We start from the raw sequence: 17,880 nt of genomic DNA on the forward strand, positions 1-17,880 counted from the left end.
GACTATGACTATTTATAACTTTTCATTTGGGTCAAATATGTCTTCGAGCCGTTTGCTTGCAAGGCTTCCAGAAGCAAAGCGTATTGGCACAGCTATTTTAAAAGGCTATGAGCTTACGTTTGATATGGTCAGTACCGACGGCTCTGCAAAGTGTAGTATTCGCGAAACAGATAATACTGATGCCTTGGTGTATGGCGTGGTATATCAGCTCAATGAGATGGAAAAGTCGATTCTTGATGAAATTGAAGGCCCGCGTTATGACTGTGTAGATATCACCGTTGAGCTTATTGATGGCGAGCGTGTATCAGCTCATTGCTACATTGCCAATACCATTGATGACTCACTTTTACCATTCGACTGGTATCTTCAGCACGTTCATCGCGGAGCGCTTGAAGCGGGCGTACCAAATCATTACAGTGAAGCAATACTCGCAAGACAAAGTTGCGATGATCCAGATAAAACCCGGGCAGCGAGAGAATTCGCTATTCACAACAATAAAAATCACCAAGGGACATTATGATATTCCGTAAATTAGCCGTTGCAGCGGCATTGTTATCAAGCTGTTCATTTTACAGTTATGCCGACATTGATACTAAAAAAATAGAAGACGTTATCGAAACCTCAATGGCGCGTTTTGATGTGCCGGGTATGGCAGTGGCGATTGTTGAAAATGATAAAGTCGTGTTAGCAAAAGGCTTTGGTATCGCAAACCTTGATACTGGTAAAAAAGTGAATAAAGACACTTTATTTGGTATCGCGTCAAACACCAAAGCATTTACTGCCGCAGCGTTAGCTAAATTGATTGATGAAGGTAAGCTCAGTTGGGATGACAAAGTAATCGATCACTTACCTGAGTTTCGTTTATATGACCCTTATGTAACCCGTGAAATGACCATTCGCGATTTATTAAGCCATCGCAGCGGCTTAGGTTTAGGGCAAGGCGATTTAATGATTTGGCCTGATACTGACAAATCAATTGATGAAATTATTGCGGGCCTTAAGTATTTAAAACCGGCGAGTAGTTTTCGTAGTAAATATGCCTATAACAACTTAATGTTTGTAACCGCAGGTGAAGTGGTTGCGCGTGTATCTGGTATGAGCTGGAATGATTACATTGAGAAAAATATTCTCGAGCCACTCGATATGAAAAACTCACGTGCAGGGTTTTCACGCATTCCTAGTAGTAATAAAAACTGGGCGACGGGCCATATTCCAATGGATGGTCAATTACATCCATTTTTTGTGAACTACCTTGAAGATTTCCGTGGTGCAGGTGCAATCGCTTCTAGTGTGAGCGATATGAGCCAATGGCTACGCACGCAGCTTGCGCATGGTAAAATGCCAAATGGTCAGCAGTTATTCACTGAAAAGCAGCAACAACAAATGTGGCACCCGCACATTACCTCACTGGCATCAAAAAGCGCTTACGAAGCTTATCATCAACAATTTAGAGGTTATGGTTTAGGCTGGAGCATTGAAGACTTTCACGGTATTAAAAAACTGGGTCACGGTGGCGGCATCTTAGGCATGGTGTCTCAAGTGACGCTACTACCAGAGAAAAACCTTGGTATTGTTATTCTAAGTAACCAGCAAGCATTTAGTGCGCTATCTGCGGTGACCTATGAAGTGCTTGAAGATGCGTTAGATCTTGAAGACAAAGATTGGGTCGAAGAGTTGGCTAAAAAGCATTTCGAAAACAAAGAAAAAGCGTACGCAAATGCAAAACCAGAAACGCCAGCAGATTATCAACCAAAACTGCCAAACATCAACTACACAGGCACACTACATGACAACTGGTACGGTGATGTGGTCATTGAAGAATTAAATGGTCAGTTACGTATTGATTTTACTCATACAAAGCGTTTGAAAGGCCAGCTTGAGCATTACACCGGCAATACCTTTATTGTTAAGTGGGATGAAAAGTTACTTGAGGCCGATGCCTTTATTGAGTTTCAAATGAGCCCAGATAACCGTGTGAGTAGTGCGAAAATGCGGGCTGTCTCTACTGAAGTAACTGACTTTAGTTTTGATTTTAGAAATCTAGATTTACACGCTAAAAAGTAAACAAAAGTCGCAAAGCCACCATCAGGTGGCTTTGTTATACTGGGGGAAAATAATCCAAGGAGTGTATTATGAGAACGGCTGTAATAACTCATCCATTTTGCCGTAAGCATAAAATGATTGACGATCACCCTGAATGTCCAGCACGCTTAGATGTGATCACAGACCGTTTACTCGCCAGTGGTGTTGATGTTGCAATTACTCACTTACAAGCTCCTAAAGCTGCCCGAGACGATTTTTTACGTGCTCATGACGAATCTCTCGTTAACCACGTCGAGCAGACTATTCCTGATGAAGGGCTCGCTGAATTAGACGGCGATACTTGGTTATGCCCAGATTCAATGAAAGCAATTGAACGCGCTGTAGGCGCTGGATTATTAGCGGTTGATGAAATTCTTGCTGATAATCTCGACGCGGCTTTTTGCTCCGTTAGACCGCCAGGCCATCATGCAAACCGCAGCACCTCTGCAGGGTTTTGCGTTTTTAATAATCTAGCCATTGCGGTGAAATACGCGCAAAGCAAAGGCGTTAAGCGCATTGCTATTTTGGATTTTGATGTACACCACGGTAATGGCACCCAAGATATCTTTTTAGATGACGACAATGTGTTGTTTTGCTCTTTGTTTCAACATCCGTTTTATCCTAATACTGCCGTAGAAAATAATGCGACTTTAGTTAATTCGCCGCTGCCGATAGCCAGTGATGGTAATGATCTTAAAGCTGTTTACCTTGAGCAGTGGCTACCAAAACTCAATGATTTTAAACCTGAACTGTTGTTTATTAGCGCCGGTTTTGATGCTCACTTAGAAGATGACATGGCAAGCCTCAAATTTGTTGAAGACGATTACGCATGGCTAACTACGCAACTTGCTGAGTTTTGTCAGCAGCAAGAATGCAAGGGGATTGTCTCGTTTTTAGAGGGGGGCTATGCCTTATCAGCCCTTGGTCGAAGTGCCGTGGCGCATATTAAAGCGCTGGTGGATGCACCTTAATCTGCCAGCATCGCAAAGGCTTGCGTTGCAGTAAGCCTAGTTATTTTACTTAAACAGCACACACCTTCTTGTGCTAGATGCTCAGTCACTTTATTAGCAAGCTCCACGTCAGTTAACGCTTTAACGCTTTCTCCCTGCAAGTTGACATAGTGCCCTGTTGCTAAAAGTATCCTCGCTTCTTGTTGCTGCTCTTCACTTAAACCATAAATAAAGCTTTCTATATCGGCTTCATCTTCAACTAATGCTAATTCATTAGATGAAAAAATTATTTTAGGAAAAGATGTGTGCATTTATTGTCCTGCGTCAAAGTTGCCAAGGATGAAATGATTATAATTGTCAGTCCATGCAAGAACTAGGATTATTTACCTATGAATCAACCAAGACGACATCAAAAGGTGTGCGATGTGTTTTCGCAAAAGCTCGTTTCATGTCCTGCGCATACGCCTTTGGTTGATGCCGTAAGGTTGATGCATGTGCATGGTGTAACCGCCATTTTTATTAAACATGAAAAGTCGATTGTTGGTATCTGGACTGAAGCTGATTGCTTAAAGGTAGATATAACTAATCCCACTTACAAGAATCTTGCAATTCACGAAGTGATGTCGGCACCGGTTATCTCAGTGCCAAGTCAGTATCCAGTAAGTGATGCAACATTACGTTTTCAACAACACGGTATTCGTCATTTATTGGTAATTGACGATAATAGCCAGCCTTTAGGGATGTTGAACCTTTCTGATATCGTTCACAACCAAGGTTTAGACCACTATCTGCAGTTTAGGCCCATTCATGAACAGTATTGTACAGAATTAGAAGTGGTTGATGCCGATACGCCTATTGAGAAAGTGGTTGAACTGATGCGCATGAAACACCTTGAAAGTGTATTGGTTTATAATCAATCACTTGAAATTTATGGCATCATTACCCAGCGTGACATTGTTGAGTTAATTTTACAAACTGAGTGGTTAAACCCGTGCTGGGAATACGCGAGTTATCCACTTATTGAAATTGATAATAAAAGTAGTCTTTTTGATGCTTATCGAGTCATGACAGAACGCAATGTGCGTCATTTGGTGGTCAGAGACACCGCTATTTGTGGAGTGATTTCATTTGCTGATTTAATAACAGAGATTGAGTCGGCTTATTGCTGCGAGCTTGAGCGAGCAATTGAACAGCGTGATATTGCTTTGCAAAAATCACAGCGAAACCTTTTTCTTGCAAATAAAATTATTGATGCCTCACTCGATGGCATTATGTTAACCCGTAAAGACGGCACTATTATTCAAGTTAACCCTGCTTTTACTAAACTGACTGGCTTTGCTGAGCATGAAGTTATTGGCAAGCGGCCCAACATTTTAAGTTCAGCAAAACATAGCCGTTCCTTTTATCAAAAAATGTGGCACGCCATTGAATACGAAGGGGTTTGGCAAGGAGAGATCTGTAATCGTAGAAAAGATGGCGAAGAGTATGTTGAGTGGCTAACGATCATTCAGATCAAAGATCCCAATTTTGACGAAGTGCTCTATGCCGCTATTTTTAGTGATATTACAGAGCGCAAACGTGCCGAAGAAAAGATTGCCCAACTTGCCTATTACGATGAGCTGACTGGTCTGCCTAATCGGCGTTTGTTTCATGATAGGTTATCAATTGCATTGAGTGCTGCAAAACGAAATCATGACCTACTGGCGGTGATGTTTATTGACTTAGATCGCTTTAAAGAAGTGAATGATAGTTTAGGACACGATGCTGGTGATAACTTGCTTGAGCAAGTTGCTGAGCGAATTTTATCGATCCTTCCGGATGGAGATACCTTGGCGCGGTTAGGTGGTGATGAGTTTGTTTTACTATGTGAAGTAAATCGTATTGAAGACTTGCTAAACTTTGCTGAGCAAGTACTTCAACAAGTTAGTATGCCTTTGGCTATTAACGAGCATGTTGTGGCCATTACGGCATCGATTGGCGCAGCGGTTTACCCTGATGATGGTGTAGATAGCGCTACCTTGCTGAAGCACGCCGATATTGCGATGTACCGTGCTAAAGAAGTCGGACGTAATTCATTTCAATTATTCAAACCTGCGATGAATGCGCGCTCTTTAGAGAGGCTTGCAATGATGAGCCGGTTACAAAATGCAATTGAGAGTGATGAGTTTGAGCTGTATTTCCAACCTAAGCAGCAGTTAACTTCAGGGAAAATTTTAGGTGTAGAAGCACTCCTTCGTTGGCACGAACCAAGTTTAGGGGTGATTTCTCCAGCAAAGTTTATTCCCTTGGCTGAAGAGTTAGGCCTTATTGTAAAGCTAGACTTGTGGGTGATAGAAGAGGCTTGCAAAGAGTTAGTTAATTGGCAGCAACAAGGCATTGAAGCAGGGCGCTTAGCCATTAATATTTCGGCGAATCATTTACGTCAGGGGCAACTTGCGTCGAATGTAGAGCGGTTACTTGAGCACTATGAGGTTAACCCCTACCAGTTAGAGATAGAGCTCACCGAAAGCTGTTTTATTAGTCACTTTAGTGAAGCGAAACAAGAACTCATGGCACTGAAAAAACTCGGTGTGCATATAACTCTTGATGACTTTGGTACGGGTTACTCTGCGCTTAGCTATTTGACTAAATTGCCAATCGACACACTAAAAATTGATGCCAGTTTTATCGCTAAAGTGCCTGATGAATACGGCAATAGTGAAATTGTAACGGCAATCGTCACATTAGCTAAAAGCCTTAATATGCATGTGGTTGCAGAAGGGGTTGAGAAAATAGAGCAGTTAAATTACTTACGTTCACTTAACTGCGATACTATTCAAGGTTATTACTATTGCCGCCCAATTACGAAGCAGCAATGGTATGCCTTTTACCTCAATACCGAAAAAAGTGCCTAAGCTAGGCTAATTTCGTAAGAAGTAAACTTACGAATATTAATGACGCCAGTATCAAAAATTAAGTACTGGCCTTTAATACCTTTTAAAATGCCCGATACTTCTGGCGCTTTATCAAAATTGAAAGAGCTGATTTTGCTAGGGTATTCACTCACGGGATACTCTAGCTCAACAACATCTTCATCTAGTTTTTCAATGGCTGTGGCCCCAAATAGCTCAGCGAGTTCACTGAGTTTTTCATCAATTTGTGGGATAAGCTCTTTGGCAGCGGCTTTCAAATCAATTGCTTCTGATGGGCCTTTTAGCATGTTTCGCCAATTCGTTTTATCAGCAATAAACTTGGCTAGTGCAACTTCAACTAATCCTGATTGCAAGCGAGTTTGTACTTTAAAAATAGGCAGTGCTTGTGTTGCACCTTGGTCAATCCAACGCGTTGGAATTTGTGTATGGCGAGTAATCCCTACCTTTAACCCTGATGTATTCGCTAAGTATACATAGTGTGGGATCATACAGTTTTCTTCGCCCCATTGTGGCTCGCGGCAGGTACCTTTATCGAAGTGGCAGGTTTCAGGCTTCATAATACACATATCACAGCTAGCTAATTTGCGCATACATACAAAGCAGTGTCCTTGTGAGTAACTCTTTTTGGTTTTTTTCCCACAGTTACAACAAAAAATATTGCCCGTAAAAGTAAGTGTTAGTGGCTTACCAATATAGTCATTTAATGAAACTAGCTCATCACCAATAGGTAATTGATATTCGACTGGAGAGGTGAGGGTCGACTTTAATTTTCTGAGCGTACCTTGCATCTTCACTTGGCCCCTAAAGATGTTAAAAGAGGCAAGTGTAACATGGTCTATTTAAATTGTGTGGCAATAAACGTTAGATACTCACTTAATGGTATCGCTTTGCTGTAATAATAGCCTTGGCCTTGATCTGCGCCCATTTTTATAAGCATCTGTTCTGTTTCTTGATCTTCTATGCCTTCAATAGTGATATTCATATCGAGGTTATGGGCCATATCAATGGCTGTTTTCACGATAACTTGGTTGTTGTCGTTAGTTGTTAAATCAAGGGTAAATGATTTATCTACCTTGATAGTGCTAAATGAATAATTAACCAGATAATTGAGCGATGAGTAACCTGTACCAAAGTCATCTAAAACCACTTGGCTACCTAGTTTATTGAGCTCATTAATGAAAGATACCATTTCATTATGGTTTTTAATTAGCGCGAACTCGGTAAGCTCAAACTTTAATTGGCTGGCCATAATGCCATGCTTCATGATGGTATTTTCAACTTTTTCAATAAGCTTTGGAATGGTGAGATTTTTGGCACTTAAATTAACACTGATTGTATGGTCACGATAACCATGCTGATTAAGGCTTGCAACACTTTGACAGGCTTGATCAATTACCCATAAGGTAAGCTCGTTTATTAGCCCTATACGCTCAGCTAATAGGATCAGCTGCTCAATATGGATCTCTTTATCGGCGCAAGGCCAGCGTAATAAAGCTTCTGCGCCTGCCACTTTGCCTGTATTTAAGTTGATAATTGGTTGCAGGTAGATAGCTAAATTATTGTTTCGAATAGCGTGTTGCAGTGCAGCAGCTAAACTTAGATTCATATCTACATGAGGTTTTGCATGTTCAATATTATATTGAGGTCGTTGAGACAAGCTTAAGTAACCACGCTGTAACCAGGCATCAAATCCGTCGTCAGCAATCGGTTCTGCGACACTGCAGCGATAGTTAAGTTGTAGATCAAGACCCAAAATGCTGTATTGTTTTGGCAACTGTTTCAATAAGTCGTTAAGCTCTGCATAGAGCTCCTCTGGTGGCTGAATCTTTGTAGAGATAAATGCCAGTATTCCGTTTCCTAAATCTGCTATTTTAGGGCTGTTATCGAGGGCTGATTCAAGGTTAATGAATTGCCTATGTTTACTTACTTGACGTTCTAGTGAATCAGCAACTGTGATGATGATATGACTGCTTTGTGTTGAATTTAGAATATTCATCAGTGCAGTGAATTGCTCTATCTTTATAAGGCACAGATTAGCTGATCTTTGTTGTTTTCTCAGAACCATATAAGCTTGTTTGAGCATGGCCTGATTTAGAAGTTGTGTTTGTTGAGTATGAGTTGCGTGATAGAGAGCTTTCTCTCTTTGATAGCGCACTCTATCTGCTAGAGCCATAGCCATTAATACAATCTCGCATAAAATAGCGACTAAAAATATATGCCTAACGGTAAAGCTATAAGGGATAAAGCCGGTAAGTTCTAACGGTTGAATTGCTGCGCCAACAATCAGAGGGACCCATGACATCACATAAAATTTTGCCCACCGAAAGCCACTCACTAATTTTTTATAAATCATGCAAATACATAAAATGTACAGCGGCACCATAATGGCAAAGAAAATTTTTGATGAGTGGTATTCGAGCATAAAAAAGCTAATTAAGCTTAAGCTGAACAGTAGGGCTAAAAAGCTGAGACTAAGTTTATATAAGCGGCAATTGTCTTTGTGGTAGCGTAAAAACATGGTGCAAAAAGCAACGGTAAAAAAGGCAATAGCGTAGTTACTAAATACCACCTGTTTATTTAAAAATAACTGCCACGATAATGGCCAGAGATAAAAGCCAAAGCCGAGCACTGAGCCCATTAATAACAGCACCGAAATAATATAGCCAATGTAAATTAGGTATACACGATCTCGTATGCCAAAAAATAACACTAGGTTATAGAGCGCAGCCATGATCAGCACACCAATAAAAATTCCCCATACACCCACTTGTGCGCGAACTAAATCTTGAAATTCATTTTTACCATAGATGTTAATAGGCGTTTTACTGATCCCCACGGTATCAACTTTAATGATGATGGATGTTTGCTCATTACCATTAAGAGTGAAAGACGTATGTGGGGTACTGTATTTAAATAGGCTTAGATCAGGTACTTTATCGCCTAACACTGTTTTTTTAATAAGCTGTTGTTGTGTGTTTACACGGTAAACAGTGAGGTAATCAACCATAGGGTTATCAAAGTGAATAATGAGATCAATCGGCTTCGTTTGACGGTTTTCTAAGTCAAGTTTTAACCAGTAATCTTGAGCGCCTAAATACCACTCAATTTGCGAGAATGGCTTTTTTATAAGTTGTTCTGGCTCTGCAAGAAATTGGTTAAGGGTGAGAGATTTGCTTTGGTCAATACGATAAGCCATTTGAGAATACACTGGCGCTGTCTTATCAATTGTATAGCGAGTTGGACTGGCCAGATGCGCGCACAAATTGGCGATGATAAAAAACAAAGTAGCAAGAATAAAAAAAGAAACAAAATTATATTTCAATGCTTTATTATTCAAAACGCGTTCTTTATCTAGTTAATTATTCTTAATAGTGTAGCATTAAAAAAGCGCAGATAAACTGCGCTTTTAAGAGAAATAAGTTTTAACTTACTTACTTTTGTTCGCGAGCAATAGCGCGGTAAGCGATATCAGTACGATATTCCATGCCTTCCCAGCTGATTTGATCAACGAGTTTATAGGCACGTTGTTGCGCTTCAGTTACAGTGTTACCAAGTGCCGTTGCACAAAGAACACGACCGCCAGCCGTTACTACGTTATCACCGTCTTGCTTAGTACCTGCGTGGAATACTTTCTCACCTTCAGGGTAAGTAACTTGTAAGCCGTTGATAGTGTCACCTTTCGGGTAGCTATCAGGGTAGCCTTTAGCTGCTAATACAACACCTACAGCTGCGCGCGGGTCGAACTCGATATCTGTTTTATCTAGCTCTTCACGGTTAGCTGCTTCGATTAGCTCAACAAGATCAGACTTAAGACGAAGCATCATAGGCTGTGTTTCTGGGTCACCAAAACGACAGTTGTATTCAATCACTTTTGGCGTGCCATCAGCGGTGATCATTAAACCTGCATATAAGAAACCAGTGTATGGGTGGCCTTCTTTTGCCATACCTTCAACCGTTGGGTTGATCACTTCGTTCATAATGCGTTGGTGAATTTCATCAGTCACTACTGGTGCCGGTGAGTATGCGCCCATGCCGCCAGTATTCGGACCTTGGTCACCATTGTAAGCGCGTTTGTGGTCTTGGCTGGTTGCAAATGGTAGTACGTTTTTGCCATCAACCATGACGATGAAAGAGGCTTCTTCACCTTCTAAGAACTCTTCGATAACTACACGGCTACCCGCTTCACCGAAGCTGTTGCCTGCTAGCATATCGCGAATAGCTTCTTCAGCTTCAAGCTCAGTCATCGCAACGATAACGCCTTTACCTGCTGCTAAGCCGTCAGCTTTAACAACAATTGGCGCACCTTTTTCTTTCAGGTAAGCAAGCGCAGGTTCGATTTGTTCAAACGTTTGGTAATCAGCTGTTGGAATATCGTGGCGTGCTAAGAAGTCTTTGGTGAACGACTTAGAGCCTTCTAACTGTGCTGCACCAGCCGTTGGGCCGAAGATAGCCAGACCGTTTTCACGGAATGTATCAACGACACCTAAAACCAGCGGTACTTCAGGGCCAACAATGGTTAATTCAACGTTGTTTTCTTTTGCAAAAGTAACTAAACCAGCTAGGTCTTCAACATTGATAGCTACGTTTTCGAGTTTTGGCTCAAGTGCAGTACCAGCATTACCTGGAGCGACGAAAACGGTGTTTACTTTACTATTTTGTGCAGCCTTAAACGCAAGAGCGTGTTCGCGGCCGCCACTGCCGATGACAAGTACATTCATGGCGTATAATCCTATTTAAAGCGGTTTTTTAAACTTCAGCGTCATACGATCACTTTCACCAATCGCTTTATACTTCGCGGCATCTTGCTCGCCTAAACGAAGGCTTGGTGGTAGTGTCCACACCCCTTTAGGGTGATCTGCTGTATCAAGAGGGTTTGCATTAATGTCACTGCTTGCCACTAGTTCAAAGCCAGCTTGTTTTGCAATATCAATTACATAGCTTTGCTTCATATAACCTGATGATTTCTGATCTTCATCGCTGCGCGACTCAGGAAGGCGGTGTTCAACTACGCCTAATGTGCCGCCCGGCTTAAGGGCTTTGTAAAATGCTTTAAATGCACTCAACGCGCCTTCTTTATCTTTACCCATGTACCAGTTATGAACATTTCTAAAGGTTAAAACAAGATCTGCGCTACCCGCTGGTGCAATATCAAGATGTGTTACTGGCGCAAATTCAGTCAGTTTAACTTCACTGAAGCGCGCGTCTTCGCTCATCTTTTTCTTAAAGCCAGCTAATGAACGTTGGTAATAACCTACTTCAGAATCTGCTGGGAAATGTGCCGCGTAGTAAACACCATGGCCTTTTACAGCTGGCGCAAGGATTTCGCTGTACCAACCACCGCCTGGTGCAATTTCAACGACTGTCATATTTGGCTTAAAGCCAAAGAAATCAAGTGTTTCAACTGGGTGGCGGTATTGATCGCGAGCGCTATTTTTAGCATCACGTTCGCTTGATTGTACAGCATTTGTAAGCGCTGATTCATGGCTGTGGCTTAAAGCCTGTGCTGATGTTAGTGCAAGGCCTGCAACTAGCAGTGTTTTTACGGCAAATTTCATCATCTATTCCTTCATTATATGGGTCATTATTATTAGTAATCAGAATACGTGAATTTGTGGCAAACAAAAAGGGCTAAACTTTTCGCTTAACCCTTTGTGTTATTAGTGACGGAAATGGCGCATACCTGTAAATACCATTGCCATACCAGCTTCATCAGCTGCAGCGATAACTTCCTCATCGCGCATTGAACCACCTGGTTGAATAACTGCTGTGATGCCAGCCTCTGCTGCTGCATCAATACCGTCACGGAATGGGAAGAATGCATCAGATGCCATAACAGAACCTTTCACTTCAAGGTTTTCGTCAGCGGCTTTGATACCTGCAATTTTCGCCGAGTAAACACGGCTCATTTGGCCTGCACCAACACCGATAGTCATACCGTCACGTGCATACACAATCGCGTTAGACTTAACGAATTTAGCGACTTTCCAGCAGAATAATAAATCTTTTAATTCTTGCTCAGTTGGTTGACGCTTAGATACAACTTTAAGATCGCTCTGCGTTACCATACCTAAGTCGCGGTCTTGAACCAAGATACCGCCATTAACACGTTTAATGTCGTGACCTGTTGCATTACCAGACCATTCACCACATTCTAATAAACGTACGTTTTGTTTTGCAGAAACGATCTGTGCAGCGGCTTCAGAAACTTTAGGCGCGATGATAACTTCAACGAATTGACGAGAAACAATTGCTTCAGCTGTGTCTGCATCAAGTTCTTTGTTGAATGCGATGATGCCACCAAATGCTGATGTAGGGTCAGTTTTGAATGCACGGTCATACGCTTCAAGAATGTTGTCACCAATTGACACACCACAAGGGTTTGCATGTTTTACGATAACACACGCTGGTACGTCGAATTCTTTTACACATTCTAATGCTGCGTCAGTGTCAGCAATGTTGTTGTAAGAAAGTGCTTTACCTTGCAGTTGAACCGCAGTTGCAACAGATGCTTCTGTTAGGTCGTTTTCAACATAAAAAGCGGCGTCTTGGTGTGAGTTTTCACCGTAGCGCATATCTTGCTTTTTAGTAAACTGCATGTTGATAGTGCGTGGGAACTTAGTCTCTTCAGCAGCTTCTTCTGTGTAATCAGGAACCATTTTGCCGAAGTAGTTTGCAATCATGCCATCGTACTGAGCAGTGTGCTCGTAAGCTGCAATTGCAAGGTCAAAACGTGTTTTATACGTTGTTGAACCGTTGTTGTTTTGCATTTCGCTGATTACACGGTCGTAATCTTTTGCATTTACTACGATAGTTACGTCTTTATGGTTTTTCGCCGCAGCGCGAACCATAGTAGGACCACCAATATCAATGTTTTCAATTGCATCTTCTAGGCTGCAGTCTTCTTTCGCAACAGTGTTTGCGAAGGGGTATAAGTTAACTACAACGATATCGATAGCAGAGATGTTGTGATCCTCCATTACGTCTTCATCTTGACCGCGACGCGCTAGGATGCCGCCGTGAATTTTTGGATGAAGTGTTTTTACGCGACCATCCATGATCTCAGGGTGACCAGTATGGTCAGATACTTCAGTGACTTTAATGCCGTTATCAGCAAGTAATTTGCAAGTACCGCCAGTTGATAAAATATCTACGCCTTGAGCTTCAAGAGCGCGAGCAAATTCAACGATACCGGTTTTATCTGACACACTTAATAGTGCGCGACGAATTGGACGATGTGTATCCATTGTAGTTTTGATTACCTCAATGTTTGAGCTAGCTTAGAAAGGCGGTATTTTAACTGAATATTGCTGAGAAAACGATGTTTAAAGCGTGAGGATTTTGCATAGTTTTTAACAGCAATAAAAAAAGCACCCTAAGGTGCTTTTTATTCAAAACTTTTATACCAGTTGTAATGGGGGAGTAAGCGTTTATTAGCACAATGAATATGCAGGCTTACTATCAGTCCATTAAGACGGGTATCAGTTCATGCCGTATTTTTTAAGCTTTTTACGTAAAGTACCACGGTTGATACCTAGTAAGATTGCTGCACGAGTTTGGTTACCACGCGTGTACGTCATTACTTCTTCAAGTAATGGTGCTTCTAGCTCAGAAAGAACAAGGTCGTACACGTCTTGAACGTCTTGACCATTAAGTTGCTTTAAGTAGTGATGAACAGCTTTTTTCACTGCATCACGCAACGGCTGTGGTTTCTCGTGTGACTGTACATGAGGGTTTGTGATAAATGGAGAAGTCACGTTTTGTTCGAACATCGTTATATGTCTCTTTCTTTCTTAGTTAGCTGCTAGTGTTTTAAAGTATTCTTCTAATGCGTCGACTTGTGCCTGTGGGTTATCTAACGCATTAAATACTCGCCTAAACTGACCGTCACTGTCATGGGTTTGCAAATACCAAGATACATGCTTTCGAGCGATACGCGCTCCCATTGGCTCCCCGTAAAACTGATGAAGATTATCTAAATGCTCCATCAAAATGCTACGCACCTCTGCAATTTCAGGTGCTGGCAAATGTTCTCCAGTTCGCAAATAGTGGTCTATCTCCCTGAATATCCAAGGGCGACCTTGGGCGGCTCGACCAATCATAATGGCATCTGCACCCGTATAATCCAAAACCTGCTTTGCTTTTTCTGGTGAAGTAATATCACCATTGGCAACCACAGGGATAGACACTGAACGTTTAATATCCTTAATTGTGGCGTACTCAGCTTCACCTTTATACATACATGCGCGTGTACGCCCATGTACGGCCAATGATGCTATGCCATAACGTTCAGCGATTCTCGCAATCTCGACACCATTACGGTTTTCCTGATCCCATCCGGTACGGATTTTTAATGTGACAGGAACATCTACGGCATTGACTACCGCATCAAGTATCTCTTCCACTAATTCAGGAAACTGTAATAAGGCAGAGCCTGCAAGTTTCTTATTCACTTTTTTAGCTGGGCACCCCATATTGATATCTATGATCTGTGCGCCATTGCTGACATTGAATTGTGCTGCCTGCGCCATAAGCTCAGGATCGGCTCCGGCGATTTGCACCGAGCGAATTCCCGACTCACCGCTGTGATCCATACGGTTCATCGATTTTTCGGTTTTCCATACTTTCGGGTTTGACGAGAGCATTTCAGAAACAGCAAGGCCAGCACCTAAGCGACGGCAAAGTTGTCTAAATGGTCTGTCTGTAATGCCTGCCATTGGCGCGACAATTACGTTGTTCTCAAGTTGGTATGAACCGATACGCACGTTATTCAATTGGCCTCTTTTCAAGGGGCGCTAAGTTTACGGTTTTTTTTGCAAAAATCAAAGGCTATAAATTGAACAAAAGTGACTTTTTTTTGCCCTTTTCGTATTGACTTTTGATAACAGTTTGACGAGTAGGTTGATTTGTTTGTTATTTGAACAAAAATAATTTTGCTTGTACAAAGGCGAGAAACTGCTGACTGTAAAAATAAGGTAAAGCCTGTTAAATACTGGCTTTACCTATTAGCTTAGAGTTAATGCTCTAGAGAGGGTTAAGCCTTCTTCGTGCCACTAACTCGGGTCCATTCACCTTCAATAGCAATCTCATCAAGTGCTAAAAACGGGGCATAAACGTCCGCTACAGACTGAGCTTGCTCTTCTAAAATACCTGACATAGCAATTTTACCATTCGGTTTTAAAAGACCTAAGATCACTTCATGTAGTTCGCGAAGAGGCTGAGCTAAAATATTTGCAACGACTATATCGGCAGTAAACTCTGGTTGATCTTCTGGTAAATAGACTTCAAGTTTATCTGCGACACCGTTACGCTGTGCATTATCACGGCTTGCTTCAAGTGCTTGAGGATCAATATCGATGCCGATCATACGCTCAGCGCCAAGTTTGATCGCGGCTATTCCTAAAATACCCGATCCACAACCAAAATCGACTACGGTTTTACCTGTTAAATCTTGGCTTTCAAGCCATTTTAGGCAAAGAGCCGTGGTTGCGTGCGTCCCTGTACCAAAAGCAAGGCCTGGGTCGAGTAATACATTAACAGCATTAGGATCGGGAATATCACGCCAGCTTGGACAGATCCATAAGCGCTCACCAAATTGGATAGGGTGGAAGTTATCCATCCATTCACGTTCCCAATCTTTATCTTCAAGCTGTTCTATTTTATAAACGAGCTTATCGGCAAGGGTTGCTTCAGCTTTTAGAGTTTCTACCACGCTGTCCATGTCATGGTTAGCGTCATAAAGACCAATTACAGTCGTATCGGCCCATAGTTGAACAGTGCCAAGCTTAGGTTCATAAATAGGGGTATCTTTGGCGTCAACATAAGTTACTGACGCGCTGCCAGTGTCCATTAATAAGTCGCTGATTAATTCTGCGTTGTCAGCGTTTGCATTGATGCGAATTTGGATCCAAGCCATGAATATCTCTCGAATAGAAAAAAAGGCCGCAACAGCGGCCTTTTAGTTAATAATGCGATACTAAGTTACTTAGCATCTAAGAAGCTTTTCAGTAAGTCTGAGCGAGAAGGGTGACGTAATTTACGTAACGCTTTCGCTTCGATTTGACGAATACGCTCACGTGTTACGTCAAACTGTTTACCTACTTCTTCTAATGTATGGTCAGTGTTCATATCGATACCAAAACGCATACGTAGTACTTTAGCTTCACGTGCTGTTAAGCCCGCTAGTACATCGTTTGTTGCGCCACGTAATGATTCCATTGTTGCAGAATCAATAGGCGAATCGATTGTGGTATCTTCAATGAAGTCACCTAAGTGCGAATCTTCATCATCACCGATTGGTGTTTCCATCGAAATTGGCTCTTTCGCGATTTTAAGTACCTTACGGATCTTATCTTCAGGCATTAACATACGCTCAGCTAATTCTTCTGGGCTCGGCTCACGACCCATCTCTTGTAGCATTTGACGAGAGATACGATTTAGTTTGTTGATCGTCTCAATCATATGCACAGGGATACGGATGGTACGTGCTTGGTCAGCAATCGAACGTGTAATTGCTTGACGGATCCACCATGTTGCATAAGTTGAAAACTTATAACCACGGCGGTATTCGAACTTATCAACCGCTTTCATTAGACCAATGTTACCCTCTTGGATAAGGTCTAAGAATTGTAAACCACGGTTGGTGTATTTTTTCGCAATCGAGATTACAAGACGTAAGTTCGCTTCAACCATTTCTTTTTTCGCACGGCGAGCTTTCGCTTCACCAATACTCATACGACGGTTGATGTCTTTAATTCGCTCGATACTTAAACCCGTGCTTTCTTCAATTGCACGTAACTTGCTAATGCAACGGATGATTTCTGGTTTAACTTCTTCAAGTGCAACCGAGTATTTCTCGTTTGCAGCAATTTCAAGGTCAATCCAGCTAGTATCTGTTTCGTTGTTAGCAAAATGCTTGATGAAATTCTTTTTCGGTAACTTCGCAATTTGTACAGCTTGTTTCATGATGATACGTTCTTGTACGCGAACGCGGTCCATCATTTCACGCATGTTGTTTACCATGCGGTCAAACTGTTTTGGCACTAATTTAAATGTTTTAAATAGTTCGCCAATTTCTGCAATAGCTGCTTGTGAATCTGGGTGAGCACGGCCTTTTGCTTCAAACGTATCACGTGCTTTGTTGTAAAGCTCACGTAAGTTTTCGAAGTGAATACGTGCTTCTTCAGGATCTGGACCTGTATCACCATCGCTATCATCATCGCTATCGTCATCATCGTCTTCATCATCAGCTTCGTCGTCTTCGTCGTCAAGCTGCTCTTCGTTTAGTTCTGAACCGATGTGTGTAGCAGAAATTTGTGATTCGTCTTCATTATTAGGATCAAAGAAACCAGAGATAATGTCGCTTAAGCGCATTTCTTCGGCTTCAAATTTATCCCATTGCTCTAGTAGATAAGTAATTGCTTCTGGGTATTCAGCAACAGAAATCTGAACTTGGTTGATACCTTCTTCAATACGCTTAGCGATAACAATTTCGCCTTCACGTGTAAGGAGTTCAACAGTACCCATTTCACGCATATACATGCGCACAGGGTCGGTTGTTCGACCGATCTCTTTTTCTACAGTCGCAAGTGCAGCGGCCGCGGCTTCTGCTGCGTCTTCGTCTGTCGTTGTTTCTTGCATCATTAATTCATCAGCATCAGGCGCATTTTCGCTAACCTTGATACCCATGTCATTAATCATGCTAATGATATCTTCTACCTGATCTGAGTCGATAATGTCTTGTGGAAGGTGATCATTAACTTCTGCAAAAGTTAAATAACCTTGCTCTTTACCTTTTTGAATCAGAAGCTTTAATTGTGACTGAGGAGTTGGATCCATAGAGATTTATTCTTCCACTCTGAAAGTTGATACAACAGGCGCCAGCTCGCTTACTAAATAAGCGACACGAAAACTAACTAGACGCAGTGAATAGCACAGTA

Annotated in this window: 14 protein-coding genes; 4 read left to right on the forward strand and 10 right to left on the reverse strand. The window is 41.8% G+C overall.

The annotated features are described in order from the left end of the window. Nucleotides 1-4 precede the first annotated feature (4 nt). The 3 genes from NH454_RS03685 to NH454_RS03695 all read left to right on the forward strand — a co-directional run bounded on the left by NH454_RS03685 (nt 5) and on the right by NH454_RS03695 (nt 3,053). Nucleotides 5-520 (forward strand): gamma-glutamylcyclotransferase family protein, encoded by a 516-nt coding sequence (locus tag NH454_RS03685; protein ID WP_253038241.1) that lies wholly within the window; start codon nt 5-7, stop codon nt 518-520. After that, nucleotides 517-2,064: a serine hydrolase gene (locus NH454_RS03690; protein ID WP_199527367.1), complete on the forward strand. Its 1,548-nt coding sequence runs from the start codon at nt 517-519 to the stop codon at nt 2,062-2,064. The genes NH454_RS03685 and NH454_RS03690 overlap by 4 nt, the downstream gene beginning before the upstream one ends. 68 nt (nt 2,065-2,132) lie before the next feature. Further along, nucleotides 2,133-3,053 carry a histone deacetylase family protein gene (locus NH454_RS03695; RefSeq protein ID WP_253038243.1) on the forward strand — a complete coding sequence of 307 codons (921 nt, stop codon included), beginning with the start codon at nt 2,133-2,135 and terminating at the stop codon, nt 3,051-3,053. Here NH454_RS03695 and NH454_RS03700 read toward each other — a convergent pair. Further along, a complete protein-coding gene (locus NH454_RS03700; RefSeq protein ID WP_253038245.1) occupies nt 3,050-3,343 on the reverse strand; it encodes a DUF4144 domain-containing protein in 294 nt (97 codons plus the stop codon). The two genes, NH454_RS03695 and NH454_RS03700, sit on opposite strands and share 4 nt — an antisense overlap. 78 nt (nt 3,344-3,421) lie before the next feature. Here NH454_RS03700 and NH454_RS03705 point away from each other — a divergent pair, with 78 nt between their 5' ends. Further along, nucleotides 3,422-5,926, forward strand: a complete 2,505-nt coding sequence (locus tag NH454_RS03705) for an EAL domain-containing protein (RefSeq protein ID WP_135926111.1) — start codon at nt 3,422-3,424, stop codon at nt 5,924-5,926. On the opposite strand, the gene NH454_RS03710 is transcribed toward NH454_RS03705, so the two are convergent. The 9 genes from NH454_RS03710 to rpoD form a co-directional block, all read right to left on the reverse strand. Next, entirely contained in the window at nt 5,923-6,732 is an 810-nt protein-coding gene (locus NH454_RS03710; RefSeq protein WP_135926110.1) for a DUF2797 domain-containing protein, read from the reverse strand. The two genes, NH454_RS03705 and NH454_RS03710, sit on opposite strands and share 4 nt — an antisense overlap. 47 nt (nt 6,733-6,779) lie before the next feature. Next, the gene (locus NH454_RS03715; protein ID WP_253038248.1) at nt 6,780-9,281 is read right to left on the reverse strand and encodes an EAL domain-containing protein; all 2,502 of its coding nucleotides are present in this window, start codon (nt 9,279-9,281) and stop codon (nt 6,780-6,782) included. 94 nt (nt 9,282-9,375) lie between these two features. Then, entirely contained in the window at nt 9,376-10,662 is a 1,287-nt protein-coding gene (purD, locus tag NH454_RS03720; RefSeq protein WP_253038250.1) for a phosphoribosylamine--glycine ligase, read from the reverse strand. Nucleotides 10,663-10,677: 15 nt separating this feature from the next. Next, complete coding sequence (locus NH454_RS03725; protein ID WP_253038253.1) at nt 10,678-11,499, reverse strand: methyltransferase; 822 nt, start codon at nt 11,497-11,499, stop codon at nt 10,678-10,680. Between the two features lie 102 nt (nt 11,500-11,601). After that, nucleotides 11,602-13,188: a bifunctional phosphoribosylaminoimidazolecarboxamide formyltransferase/IMP cyclohydrolase gene (purH, locus tag NH454_RS03730; RefSeq protein ID WP_135926106.1), complete on the reverse strand. Its 1,587-nt coding sequence runs from the start codon at nt 13,186-13,188 to the stop codon at nt 11,602-11,604. 234 nt (nt 13,189-13,422) lie between these two features. Then, on the reverse strand, nt 13,423-13,713 hold the full coding sequence (gene fis, locus NH454_RS03735; protein ID WP_002957804.1) for a DNA-binding transcriptional regulator Fis: 291 nt from the start codon (nt 13,711-13,713) through the stop codon (nt 13,423-13,425). A 21-nt stretch (nt 13,714-13,734) separates the two neighbouring features. After that, nucleotides 13,735-14,706 carry a tRNA dihydrouridine synthase DusB gene (gene dusB / locus NH454_RS03740; protein WP_171040393.1) on the reverse strand — a complete coding sequence of 324 codons (972 nt, stop codon included), beginning with the start codon at nt 14,704-14,706 and terminating at the stop codon, nt 13,735-13,737. Between the two features lie 269 nt (nt 14,707-14,975). Then, entirely contained in the window at nt 14,976-15,857 is an 882-nt protein-coding gene (gene prmA, locus NH454_RS03745) for a 50S ribosomal protein L11 methyltransferase (RefSeq protein WP_135926104.1), read from the reverse strand. A gap of 65 nt (nt 15,858-15,922) precedes the next feature. Then, a complete protein-coding gene (rpoD, locus tag NH454_RS03750) occupies nt 15,923-17,779 on the reverse strand; it encodes an RNA polymerase sigma factor RpoD (protein WP_135926103.1) in 1,857 nt (618 codons plus the stop codon). Nucleotides 17,780-17,880 lie beyond the last annotated feature (101 nt).

Source organism: Pseudoalteromonas sp. Ps84H-4 (assembly GCF_024124645.1).
Lineage (GTDB): Bacteria > Pseudomonadota > Gammaproteobacteria > Enterobacterales > Alteromonadaceae > Pseudoalteromonas > Pseudoalteromonas lipolytica_C.